Origin of the sequence: Sphaerisporangium sp. NPDC049003 (assembly GCF_043197795.1) — a bacterium.
GTDB lineage: Bacteria > Actinomycetota > Actinomycetes > Streptosporangiales > Streptosporangiaceae > Sphaerisporangium.
The window spans coordinates 34677-46730 of the sequence record NZ_JBICTU010000044.1; the positions used below are offsets into that span (position 1 = coordinate 34677).

Annotated in this window: 11 protein-coding genes; 4 read left to right on the top strand and 7 right to left on the bottom strand. The window is 71.2% G+C overall.

Features of this window, described 5'->3' with window-relative positions; all coding sequences use genetic code 11:
• Positions 1-38 precede the first annotated feature (38 nt).
• On the bottom strand, positions 39-2477 hold the full coding sequence (locus ACGFIV_RS33210; RefSeq protein WP_392838934.1) for an FAD-dependent oxidoreductase: 2439 nt from the start codon (positions 2475-2477) through the stop codon (positions 39-41).
• Between the two features lie 71 nt (positions 2478-2548).
• Between ACGFIV_RS33210 and ACGFIV_RS33215 the strand changes: the two genes are divergently transcribed.
• Entirely contained in the window at positions 2549-3538 is a 990-nt protein-coding gene (locus tag ACGFIV_RS33215) for a phosphotransferase (RefSeq protein WP_392838936.1), read from the top strand.
• A gap of 50 nt (positions 3539-3588) precedes the next feature.
• Positions 3589-5148 (top strand): amino acid permease, encoded by a 1560-nt coding sequence (locus ACGFIV_RS33220; protein ID WP_392838938.1) that lies wholly within the window; start codon positions 3589-3591, stop codon positions 5146-5148.
• A 50-nt stretch (positions 5149-5198) separates the two neighbouring features.
• On the opposite strand, the gene lipB is transcribed toward ACGFIV_RS33220, so the two are convergent.
• Together lipB and ACGFIV_RS33230 are read right to left on the bottom strand one after the other, a co-directional pair.
• Positions 5199-5852, bottom strand: coding sequence for a lipoyl(octanoyl) transferase LipB (lipB, locus tag ACGFIV_RS33225; RefSeq protein WP_358558029.1), 654 nt, complete (start codon positions 5850-5852; stop codon positions 5199-5201).
• A 52-nt stretch (positions 5853-5904) separates the two neighbouring features.
• Positions 5905-6096 (bottom strand): PspC domain-containing protein, encoded by a 192-nt coding sequence (locus ACGFIV_RS33230; RefSeq protein ID WP_358558026.1) that lies wholly within the window; start codon positions 6094-6096, stop codon positions 5905-5907.
• Positions 6097-6253: 157 nt separating this feature from the next.
• On the opposite strand from ACGFIV_RS33230, the gene ACGFIV_RS33235 reads away from it, so the two are divergent.
• Complete coding sequence (locus ACGFIV_RS33235) at positions 6254-6832, top strand: hypothetical protein (RefSeq protein ID WP_358558023.1); 579 nt, start codon at positions 6254-6256, stop codon at positions 6830-6832.
• On the opposite strand, the gene ACGFIV_RS33240 is transcribed toward ACGFIV_RS33235, so the two are convergent.
• Positions 6789-7817: a YbhN family protein gene (locus tag ACGFIV_RS33240; protein ID WP_358558020.1), complete on the bottom strand. Its 1029-nt coding sequence runs from the start codon at positions 7815-7817 to the stop codon at positions 6789-6791. The two genes, ACGFIV_RS33235 and ACGFIV_RS33240, sit on opposite strands and share 44 nt — an antisense overlap.
• 392 nt (positions 7818-8209) lie before the next feature.
• Here ACGFIV_RS33240 and hrpB point away from each other — a divergent pair, with 392 nt between their 5' ends.
• Complete coding sequence (gene hrpB / locus ACGFIV_RS33245) at positions 8210-10657, top strand: ATP-dependent helicase HrpB (protein WP_392838943.1); 2448 nt, start codon at positions 8210-8212, stop codon at positions 10655-10657.
• Positions 10658-10675: 18 nt separating this feature from the next.
• On the opposite strand, the gene ACGFIV_RS33250 is transcribed toward hrpB, so the two are convergent.
• The 3 genes from ACGFIV_RS33250 to ACGFIV_RS33260 form a co-directional block, all read right to left on the bottom strand.
• Complete coding sequence (locus ACGFIV_RS33250; RefSeq protein WP_358558014.1) at positions 10676-11545, bottom strand: aldehyde dehydrogenase family protein; 870 nt, start codon at positions 11543-11545, stop codon at positions 10676-10678.
• Positions 11538-11747, bottom strand: a complete 210-nt coding sequence (locus ACGFIV_RS33255) for a hypothetical protein (RefSeq protein WP_392838946.1) — start codon at positions 11745-11747, stop codon at positions 11538-11540. Before ACGFIV_RS33255 ends, ACGFIV_RS33250 begins: the two co-directional genes overlap by 8 nt.
• A partial coding sequence (locus ACGFIV_RS33260) for an aldehyde dehydrogenase family protein (RefSeq protein WP_392838948.1) occupies positions 11740-12054 on the bottom strand: 315 nt, incomplete at its 5' end. The genes ACGFIV_RS33260 and ACGFIV_RS33255, both read right to left, overlap by 8 nt.

The window sequence follows — 12054 nt, forward strand, 5'->3', positions numbered from 1 at the left end:
TCGAACCGGTGTAAGCCCCGTCAACCCCTGGGACGCCTCTACGAGCCGGGGAGGCGGCGGACGCGCTTGTTGCTCGGGTCGTAGAGCGGCTCGCCGGCGATCTCGGCGGTGACCCACCCGCCGTTGACGCCGACCTCGACCCGGCCGGTGAGCTCCGTGCTCTCGGCGCCGGGCTCGCCGGCCGGCAGGTAGGCGTAGGCGATCGAGCGGTCGACGCGGTGGCCGTACCCGCCGCTGGTCACCCGGGACGCGGGGATGCCTCCGACCCGCACCGGCTCTCCGCCGAGGCAGATCTGCCTGGGGTCGGCGAGCACGAGGCAGCGCAGCGCGTACCGGGGGGCGCCCAGCGCGTCACGGCCGACGAAGTCCTTGTCCCCGTGAACGGCGAAGCCCAGGCCTGCCTCGATGGGCGTCGTCTCCGGCGTGATGTCGAGCCCCCAGACGCGGTAGCCCTTCTCCAGCCGCAGGGAGTCCAGGGCCCGGTAGCCCGCGGGGCGCATGCCGTGCGGCAGTCCGGCCTCCATCAGCGCGTCCCACAGGGTCAGCCCGTACTCGGTAGGACAGTAGAGCTCCCATCCGAACTCGCCGGCGAAGGTGACGCGCTGCGCCAGCACCGGCACGAGCCCGACGCTGATCTCCCGCGCCCGCATGTAGCCGAAGGTCAGGTCGTCGCCGGTCAGCTCGCCGAGGATGTCGAGCGCCTTGGGCCCCCACAGGCAGTAGCAGGCGTACGCCGAGGTGACGTCCCGCACGTCGAGCCCGTGGCGGCGCAGCCAGGCCGCGTCGTGCACGCCGAAGGCCGTGCCGGTGACCATGCGGAACCGATCGCCGGCCAGCCGGGTCACGGTCACGTCCGCCTCGATGCCCCCGCGCTCGTTCAGCATCTGGGTGTAGACCACCGAGCCGGCGGGCCGGTCGAGGTCGTTGGCGCAGAGCCGCTGGAGACCGGCCAGCCCGGTGATCTCCAGCTTGGAGAACGAGGTCTGGTCGAACAGCCCGGCGGCGTCGCGGGTCGCCAGGCACTCGGCCCTGATCGCGGGCGACCAGAACTTCCCGGCCCATCCGGCGGGCCGGAACTCCTCGCCCTCGCGCGCGTCGCCGGGGGAGAACCAGTTGACCCGTTCCCAGCCGGCCTTCTCGCCGAACTCGGCGCCGAGCTCCACGTGCCGCGCCCACGCGGGCGAGCGGCGCAGCGGGCGAGCGGCCGTACGCTCCTCGCCCGGGTACACCACGTCGTAGTACTTGCTGTAGGAGTCGAGTGCCTTGGCACGCGCCCATCGGGAGCCGCGCGCGTGGGAACCGAACCTGCGGACGTCCATGCCGAAGACGTCGTACTCAGGCGAGCCGTCGACGATCCACTCGGCCATGACCTTGCCGACGCCGCCCGCCGCCGCGAGCCCGTGGACGCAGAACCCGGCGGCGACCCACAGCCCGGCCACCGCGGTCTCCCCGAGCAGGAACTCCCCGTCGGGGGTGAACGCCTCGGGCCCGTGGACGACCTTGGCGAAGGCGGCGGGGTCCTGGCCGCCGCCGCTCTCCGTGCGGGCCAGGTCGCGGAGCTCGGGAAGCCGCCGGCACGCCGACTCCCACGATTCACGAAATTTCGGCATATTGGGGGCGAAGAGGGTCCGTGGCTCGGCCAGCGGCGCCTCCGCCTCCCAGATCTCCGGGGTGCGGATGTAGCCGCCCACGAGGATGCCGCCGCCGTCCTCCCGGAAGTACACGATGTTGTCCGGGTCGCGAACGGTCGGCGTGCTCGCGGGCACCCCGAACGGCCGCGTCACGACGTACTGGTGCTTGATCGGCACGATCGGGATGTCGGCCCCCGCCAGCCGCCCGATCTTCCCGGCCGCCGCCCCCGCCGCGTTGACCACGGTCTCTGTGGCGATGACCTGCTCGCCCACCCGGACGCCGCGTATCCGGCCGTCCTGGACGTCCAGCCCGGTGACCCGCGCACCGGTCACGATGCGCACGCCGAGCTTCTCCGCGCCCGCCGCCAGGGCCCGAGCGAGGCTCGCCGGGTCGAGCCAGCCGTCGCCCGGCAGCCACAGGGCCGCGCGCACGTCGCCGACCTCCATCAGGGGCAGCAGGTCCCGCGCCTCGGCCGCCGACAGGACGTCCAGGTCGAGCCCGTACGTCTCGGCGGCGCCGGCCTGGCGGAGCAGCTCCTCCAGCCGCTCGGCGGTGGTGGCGAGCCGCAGGCCGCCCGCGCCGTGCCAGCCGGGGTCGAGCCCGGTCAGATCCCTGAGCTCGGGATACAGCCCGGCCGAGTACATGATCATGCGGGTCTGGGTGACGGTGGACCTGAGCTGGCCGACGAATCCGGCCGAGTGCCACGTGGTCCCTTCCGTCAGCTCGTGCTGTTCGAGCAGGATGACGTCCGTCCAGCCGAGTCGTGCCAGGTGGTAGGCGACACTGCACCCGGCGACACCGCCACCGACGACAACAGCCTGCGCCTCGGCGGGAAGTTTCACCATTGGTACCCCCGTGTAACACCCAACCCGCAGAATCGGATCAATGGTCTGAAGGTAGACCAAAGGAGGCCCGCGTGCCAGATGTCCTCAGCTCGGCACTCGAACTCGTGACGGCCTGGGCCGGCCGACCGGTCACCCATACCCAGATCAAGGGTGGCCTGAGCCACCGCATCGTCCGGGTGGACACCGAGGCGGGCGACCGCTGGCTGCTGCGGATCCTCGACCCCAGGGTCTCGGCCGCCGGGCTCGGCATCCCCCTCGATCTGGAGATCGTCAACACGGCCAGGGCCGCCCAGGCCGGGGTCGGCGCGAAGGTGCTGCTCCGGCTCCCCGGCGCGGTGCTGCTGGAGTACATCGAAGGCCCCACGCTCGACGCTGCGGCCGTGCGGGATCCGGCGATGACCGAGGGCATCGCCGAGGCCTGCCAGCGCCTACACGCGGGGCCGCGGTTCGCGACCGACTTCTCGATCTTCCGCAAGCTGGACGAGCTGCTGGCGCTCTGCCACGCCCACGCGCTGAGGATCCCCGGGGGCTACGAGGACTGGCTGCCGGCCGTGGCCGCGATCGAGGAGGCGCTGGCCGTACGGCGGGTGCCGACCGTGCCCTGCCACAACGACCTGCTGCCGGAGAACTTCATCTTCGACGGCTCGGCGGTGCGCATCGTCGACTACCAGCTCTCGGGGAACAACGACCCGGCCTTCGAGCTGGGGGACATCGCGGCCGAGGCGGATTACGACCAAGAAATGGTCAAGCGGTTGACGCGTGCCTACTTCGGGGACGAGGATCCCGCGTCAAGAGTCCAGCTTTATCTAATTATGTCCAACTTCACCTGGACGTTGTGGTTCAGCGTCCACCACGGCCTGCTCGCCGAGCAGGCCGCTGCCGCCGACTTCGACTACGACGCCGAAGCGGCCGACAAGTTCGCCCAGGCCGTACGGGACCTCAACGATCCCGGACTCGGCCTGCTCATCGACGACGTCCGAGGCCGGCGACGGCCCCGGGACCCCGATCCACGCAGCCCCTCTCCTCCGGCCGCGCCGTCTCCGCCGTTCCCACCGGCCTGACGTCTAGCCACCCGCGGCACCGCATCACCCGCGCCACGCAAGGAGGCCTGATGGCCCAGCAGTCTTACCTCGACGACGATGCCGAACGCCTGGCCGAGCTCGGTTACAAGCAGGAGCTCTCGCGAAGCTGGAGTGGCTTCTCCAACTTCGCGATCTCCTTCTCGATCATCTCGATCCTCGCCGGCTGCTTCACGACGTTCGGCCAGGCATGGAACAACGGCGGCCCGATCGCCATCTCCATCGGCTGGCCGCTGATCTCGATCTTCATCCTCATCATCGGCCTGTGCATGTCCGAGCTGGTGTCCGCCTACCCGACCGCGGGCGGCATCTACTGGTGGGCGGCCAAGCTGGGCAAGCCCATCCACGGATGGTTCACCGGCTGGCTCAACCTGATCGGGCTCATCGCGGTCACCGCCTCTGTGGACTACGGCTGCGCCACCTTCCTCAACATCACCATCGGCCGGTTCAGCGACGGCTGGGCGCAGGGCGACCCGCTGCGGCAGACGTTCCTGCTGTTCGCGATCGTGCTCGTGCTGCACGCGCTGATCAACATCTTCAGCCACCGGCTCATCTCGATCCTGCAGAACATCTCGGTGTGGTGGCACGTCTTCGGCGCGGCCGTGGTCGTCCTCATCCTGATCTTCGGCCCGTCCAAGCACCAGAACGTGGGCTTCCTGTTCGAGCAGTTCAACAACTCGGGCTTCGGGTCCAGCTCCTCGGGCCTGACGTTCTGGCTGTACGTCCTGCCGCTCGGCTTCCTGCTCACGCAGTACACGATCACCGGCTTCGACGCCTGTGCCCACGTGTCGGAGGAGACGCAGGGCGCGGCCATGAGCGCGGCCAAGGGGCTCTGGAAGTCGATCTTCTACTCGGCGATCGGCGGCTGGGTGCTGCTCCTGGCCTTCCTGTTCGCGGCCACCGACGTCGACGCCGTCAACAAGGAGGCGGGCTTCGTCGGCGCGATCTTCACCTCGTCGCTGACGCCCGGCCTCGCGACCGTGATCTTCGGCATCTCGACGATCGGGCAGTTCTTCTGCGGCATGAGCTGCGTGACGTCGATGTCCCGCATGACCTACGCGTTCTCCCGTGACGGCGCCGTCCCCGGCTGGAGGCTGTGGTCGCGCGTCGACAGGAACAAGACGCCGGTCAACGCGATCATCGCCGGCTGCGTCGTGGCCCTGCTGATCACGATCCCCGCCCTGTACGCGCCGGAGGGCACCACGACCCCCGTCGCGTTCCTGGCCGTCGTCTCGATCGCCGTGATCGGGCTCTACCTGGCGTTCCTCATCCCGATCTGGCTGCGCCTGCGCATGGGCGCCGCGTTCAAGCCGGGGCCGTGGACGCTGGGCGGCAAGTACAAGGTGATGGGCTGGATCGCGGTGGTCGAGATCATCATCATCTCGATCTACTTCATCATGCCGATCAGCCCGGCCGGCGTGCCGGGCAACGCGGACTTCACCTGGACCTCGGTGAACTACGCGCCGCTCGCGGTAGGCGCGGTGCTGATCGGCATCGCCCTGTGGTGGGCGCTGTCGGCCCGGCACTGGTTCACCGGGCCCCGCCGCAACATCGAGGACGTCCCGCTGGGTGACTCCGAGCCCGTCGCCTGAGCTCTTCTCCGCCGTACGGCCCGCCGCGCGCGGGCCGTACGGCGGGCGTCTCAGACCGCCTCGAACACCTCGGAGACCACCCGGCGGACGTGCTCGGAGGACGGCGGGCCGGCCAGCTCGCGCGCCAGCGAGGTCATGTCGACGTCCGGCATGCCACAGGGGACGGCGTGGTGCCAGGGGTCGAGGTCGCCGTCGACGTTCAGCGCGAAGCCGTGGCTGGTGACGCCCCTGCCGGCCCGCATACCGATCGAGACGATCTTCCGCCCCGTCTCGCGCGTCCAGACGCCCGTGAGCAGCTCCGAACCCTGCGGGGTCTCACGGCGCTCCGACGGGAGTCCGAGCTTCTCCAGCGCCTCGACCAGCCGGAGCTCCACCTCGCGGACGTAGTCGACGACCCCCTCGTCGGCGCGGAGCTTGACGATCAGGTAGCCCACGAGCTGCCCCGGCCCGTGGTAGGTCAGCTGACCCCCCCGGCCGGTGGGGACGACGGGGATGCCGTATGAGGGGTCGGGAAGGTGCTCGGCGGCGGTCCTCTTCCCGACCGTGAAGACCTGCGGGTGACTGAGCAGCCACAACGTGTCCGGCTGGTCGTCACGCTGCCGCGCGCCGACCAGCTCGGTCATGCGTTCCATGGCCTTCTCGTAGTCGACCAGGTCGTCCTGGATCAGGGCCAGTGGCCGTGCCCGTATGGTTCGCTCGCTCACGACTCCGAGCATACGTCCTACGAATAGACGTTTACGGCACAGCCGGGGCGGATCACCACTGACCGGCGCGGGCGGGAGCCTTCGGGATGAAGGCCCACATGATCAGGTAGATGATGAACTGCGGTCCAGGAAGGACACAGGAGAGAACGAACAGCAGGCGCACCATGGTGGGCGCCCAGCCCCACTTCTCCGCGATACCACCACAGACACCCGCGATCATCTTGTGCTCTCTTGACCGATACATAGCGGCTCCTCCCCCGATTCGCTTCACTCTGCCCAACGATCCAGTCTCCTGCCCCGTTCCTGGAAAGTCATTCGTCGCCCATTCCTGGTTGGGACGCAGGCGTAGGACCGGTACGAAAAGCCTTAGAGTGGCAATCCCCTGACTATGGAGAACAAAAGTGGACCCCCAAACCCTGCAGGCGCAAACCCGCCTGCTCGTGCGCCAGAAGATCACCATGATGGTGAACCGTTATGTGGTCCATCTGGAGCAGCCCGATGGGTCGGAAGGTCCGATGGTCGCCTTCGCCGAGCAGAAGCGGATGGCGTTCAAGGAGCAGGTCACGCTCTACACCGACGATTCGAGGCAGTTCGTGCTCGCCGGGTTCAAGGCGCGCAAGGTGATCGACCTCGGCAGTGGATACGACGTCGTGGACCACGCCGGCCAGCCGATCGGCTTCTTCAAGAAGGAGTTCGCCGCGTCGCTGATCCGGTCGACGTGGCACTTCCAGCAGCCCGGCATGCCGACCTTCACAGGGCAGGAGCGCAACGTCTTCGTCAGCCTCCTGCGCCGGTTCGTCGACTCGCTCTCGTGGTTGCCCTACCACTTCGACTTCGGCGTGGGCGCCCAGATCGCCTTCTCGGTCGACCGCAAGTGGGGCCTGCGCGACCGGTACATCGTGGACATCAACGACCCGCGACTCGACCGGCGTCTGATCATCGCGATGGCGGTGGCTCTCGACGCCCTGCAGTCGCGATGACGTTCAGCACCAGCCAGGCGGTCCATCCGGCGATGAGCACCGCCCAGTAGGAGATCAGACGGTAGATCGCCACGACGGCGGCCGCGGCCACTCCCGTCATGCCCGCGCTGACGAAAGTCGCGGCCATGCCGATCTCGGCGATGCCGAGCCCGCCCGGCACGAGCGCCAGCACCCCCGCCGCCTTGGCGGCGACGTAGCCGAGCAGCACCGTGTGCGGGCCGACGGAGACGCCGGTGGCGGCGCATACGGCCGCCAGGCAGGCCAGGTCGAGCAGCCAGTTGAGCAGGGCTAGGCCGGGCAGGACGACGCGGTCGCGCGGAGTGAGCGTGATGGCCGCCCGCGCGCCGCGCAGCTGGGCGAGCACCGCCTCCGTACGGGCTCCCGAGAGCCACCTGGCCGGCACCCTCGGCCGGAACGTCACCAGCGCGAGGACCCCGAGACCGGCCGCGATGAAGGCCCACAGCGCCGTGATCCGGGTCGCGGGCTCCGCCAGCAGCGCCACGGCGCCGAGCGCGACGAAGGTCATGGTGGACAACACGGCGGTGAGCACCAGGGTCGCGGCGATCAGCGGGGTCGTGGCCCCGAGGCGGCGCAGTTGCCGGGTCGTGTAGGCCACGCTGAGCACCTGGCCGCCGGGCAGGGAGTTCGACACGGCGTTGCGCGCGTAGGTGACCGCCACGGCGCGCGGCAGCGTGAGCTTGGCGCCGCCCGCCACCAGCAGATGCCTGATCAGCCGGGCGAAGGCCCGCATGGAGGAAGTCTCGGCCACGACGGCGACGATCAGCCAGCCGGGATGCGCGGCGGCGATGAGCTTCCAGACCTCCGCCGGGCTCGGCAGCCGGTCTCGGAACAGGAAGACCACGCAGACCACGGCCGCGACCATGAGCGATCGGACGGCCGCCCGGCGGCCCGCGCCGGGGTTACGAGATGGGGTGGTGGGCACCGCCGGGGCCTGGACCGGTGCCACCGTACTCTGACACGCCATCATCGCCTCCTCGTGAGGATCATGACGTTGATCAGCGGGCCGGGCGAGTGCCAGATCGCGACAGATACCCCGCCCGATGTTTCCGGTTTCCCGCAACGGCTCGGCCGGTCGGCCGGTCGGGTTCCGGGAAAGGTGCGGCAAATTCAACAGCAACTATCAGATGCTAGCGGCTGCCGTTTGGCATGGTGCGACCGGCTCGGCGGAACCCCGCACCGCACGGATGGCGCGTACCATTCGGGCACGAAGCGCGCGCCGAGCAGGCCACCGTTCGCGTCGAGCCCGAACGGCGATCTCCTGCTCGACTGAACCATGCCGGTGCGCTTCGTCACCGTAAAGGACGGGCACGCACGTGCGATCCACGACCGCAGACCACGACCCGACAGGCGACGACCATGCCTGTGGATGACGCACGGGCGAGCGCCCTTCCCGTGCGGCACGCCCTGCCGGAGCTTCGCGAGGCGCTGGAGAAGGACGGCGCCGCCGTCCTCACCGCCCCTCCCGGCACGGGCAAGACGACCCTGGTCCCGCTCGTCCTCGCCGGTCTGGACGCGGGCGGACCCCTCCGCCGCGTGATCGTCGCCGAGCCCCGGCGCATCGCGACCCGCGCGGCGGCCCGGCGCATGGCGTGGATGCTCCGGTCGGAGGTCGGCGAGGAGGTCGGCTTCACCATGCGCGGCGAGCACCGGCCCGGACGCCACGTCCAGGTGATGACGACCGGCGTGCTGCTCCAGCGGCTCCAGCGCGATCCTGAGCTGGAAGGCGTCGACGCCGTGCTGCTCGACGAGTGTCACGAGCGGCACCTGGACGCCGACACCGCGCTCGCGTTCCTGCTGGACGTCCGCGCGACCCTCCGCCCCGACCTGCGGCTCGTCGCCACCTCGGCCACCGCGGACGCCGCCCCCTGGGCCCGGCTCCTGGGCGACGCCCCCGTGGTGCACGCCTCGGGCACGACGCATCCGGTCGAGATCGTCTGGGCGCCCCCCGCCAAGCCCGTATCCCCGCCCCACGGCATGCGCGTCGACCCCGCGCTGCTCGCCCACGTCGCCGGGGTCGTACGCCGTGCCCTGGACGAGCGGGCCGGTGACGTGCTGTGCTTCCTGCCGGGAGTGGGGGAGATCGCGAGAGTGGCCGGTGCGCTGACGGGCCTGCCCGATGCCGACGTCCTGCAGATCCACGGCAGGGCCGGCACGCTCGACGCGGTGCTCTCGTCCGGCCCGCGCAGGCGGGTGATCCTCGCGACCTCGGTGGCCGAGTCGAGCCTCACCGTCCCCGGGGTGCGGGTGGTGGTCGACGCCGGGCTGGCGCGTGAGCCGCGCACCGACCAGGGCAGGGGCCTCGGGTCGCTGACGACCGTACGGGTGTCGAGGGCGTCCGCCGACCAGCGGGCCGGGCGCGCCGGGCGCGAGGCCCCGGGCGCCGTCTACCGGTGCTGGACGGCCGCCGAGCACGGGCGACTGCCCGACCACGCCCAGCCCGAGATCGCCCTGGCCGACCTGACGGGCTTCGCCCTGCAGGCCGCCTGCTGGGGCACGCCCGACGCCTCCACGCTCTCGCTGCTCGACCGGCCTCCCGCCGCCTCCATGGCCGTGGCGAGCCGTACGCTGCACGCGCTCGGCGCGCTGGAGGACGGGCGGGTGACCCAGCGGGGCCGCCGCATGGCCGGCATCGGCGTCCATCCCCGGCTCGCCCGCGCGCTGCTCGACGGTCCACCGGCCGCCGCCGAAGTGGTCGCCCTGCTGTCGGACGAGCTTCCCCGCTCCGCCCCCGACGACCTCGTGGCGGTCTGGCGCGAGGCCCGCCGCAGCGGGTCGCGCGACTGGCGGAGGGAGACCCGCCGCCTGAACCAGGCCGTACGTACGGACGCGCCCGGCACGGCGGCCTCGGTGAGCCACGGCGGGACCGACGACGCGGTGGCCGGGCTGGTCGTGGCGCTGGCCTACCCCGAACGGGTGGCGCGCCGCCGTTCCGGCGGCTATCTCATGGTCTCGGGTACGGCCGCGACGCTGCCCCGCGATTCGCGCCTGGCCTCTGCCGAGTGGCTGGCGATCGCGGTCGCCGACCGGCCCGCCGGCGCCGCCTCCGCCCGGGTGCGGCAGGCCGTGGTGATCGACGAGGACGTGGCAAGGAAGGCCGCCGGGCCGTTCCTCCAGGTGGAGGACGAGATCGGCTGGGAGGGCGACGTCGTCGCGCGGCGGGTGGAACGCCTTGGGGCGGTCGAGCTGGCCTCGGTCGCGCTGCGGGACGCCGACGTACGGGACGCGATCCTGTCGGGTCTGCGCAAGGAGGGGCTGTCGCTGCTGCGCTGGACGCCGGAGGCCGTGGCGGTGCGCGAGCGCATGGCGTTCTGCCGCCGGGTGCTGGGCGAGCCGTGGCCGGACGTCTCCGACGAGGGCCTGGTCGCCGCCGCCGAGAGGTGGCTGGACCTGCCCCGCCTGCGCCGCCGTTCCGACCTCGCGCGGGTGGACGTGGCCACGGCACTCAAGCGGCTGCTGACGTGGCGGCTCAGACTCGACGAGGTGGCCCCCGAGCGGGTCTCGGTGCCCACCGGGTCACGGATCCGGGTGGACTACTCCGGTGACCAGCCGGTGCTCGCGGCCAAGCTCCAGGAGCTGTTCGGCTGGGAGGAGACGCCCCGCGTCGCCGGCGTGCCGCTGGTGATCCACCTGCTGTCCCCGGCGGGAAGGCCCGCCGCCGTCACCGCCGATCTGGCGTCCTTCTGGCGCGAGGGCTACCGCGCGGTGCGCGCCGAGCTGCGCGGCCGGTACCCGAAGCATCCCTGGCCCGAGGACCCTCTCGCGGCCGCGCCGACCCGGGGGACCAACCGGCGCAAGCCAGGTTGATCCCGCGAGCCGGTGGGGTCAGATGCCGATGGGGTGCCAGACGGTCTTGGTCTCCAGGAAGGCGGTCATCCGGCCGGTGCCGGGGTCGGCGAGCCAGTCGGTCTTCCCCGACGGGCGCAGGACGCGCTTGAGATTCTCGGCCGCGTCCTGCTCGCAGGCCACGGCCAGGTCGTCGGAGCAGCCCGTGAGGTCGACCGCGTTGACGTCCATGTGGGACGACAGCCACGGCGCGAGCTCGGCGGGCCTGCCCGTGAGCAGGTTGACGACGCCGCCCGGCAGGTCGGAGGTGGCCAGCACCTCGGCCAGCGTGATCGACGGCAGCGGCGCCCGCTCGGAGGCCACCGCCACGCAGGTGTTGCCCGTGACGATCACCGGGGCGATCACCGAGATCAGGCCGAGAAGCGGCGCCTCCTGGGGAGCCACGATCGCCACGACGCCGGTCGGCTCGGTGGTGGAGAGGTTGAAGTACGGCCCGGCGACGGGGTTCGCCGCGCCCCGCACCGCTCCGATCTTGTCCGACCAGCCCGCGTACCAGACCAGCCGGTCGACGGCCGCGTCGACCAGCTCCCCGGCCCTGCGCGCCGACACCCCGTCGGCGTCGACCAGCTCGGACACGAACTGGGCCCGGCGCCCCTCCAGCATCTCGGCGACGCGGTAGAGGATCTGCCCCCGGTTGTACGCCGTGGCGCCCGACCAGCCGGGGAACGCCTTGCGGGCGGCCGACACCGCGTCGCGGGCGTCCTTGCGCGAGGCCTGGGAGGCGTTGGCGAGGAAGTCCCCCTTCGAGGAGGTCACGACGTAGGACCTTCCGCTCTCTGAACGCGGGAACGCCCCGCCGATGTACAGCTTGTACGTCTTGCGTACGGCGAGCCTGCTGGGCTCAGTCATCGCCTCTCCAGGTCATCTCTTCGGGCGAGAGCCGTGCCGGCACGAAGACCTGGCAGCAGCGGCTCACCCCGCAGCGGTGGGCGAACCACCCCTGGCGGGCGGTCGAGTTCGTGCGGCCGGCCCGCCCGTAGGCGTACCCGCGGGTGATCTGGCCGCGCCGGGACCGGCGCGGCCTCAGGCGGTGCTCACAGTGCTCAGACATCGAGATACGCCTCCAGTCCATGCCGTCCGCCTTCGCGGCCGTATCCGGACTCCTTGTAGCCGCCGAACGGCGACGTGGGGTCGAAGCGGTTGAAGGTGTTGGCCCACACGACCCCCGCGCGGAGTTTGTCGGCCATCCACAGGATCTGGGAGCCCTTCTCGGTCCATACCCCGGCCGACAGCCCGTAGGGGGTGTTGTTGGCCTTCTCCACGGCCTCGGCCGGGGTGCGGAAGGTCAGCACCGACAGCACCGGGCCGAAGATCTCCTCCCGGGCGATCCGGTGGGACTGGGCCACCCCGGTGAACAG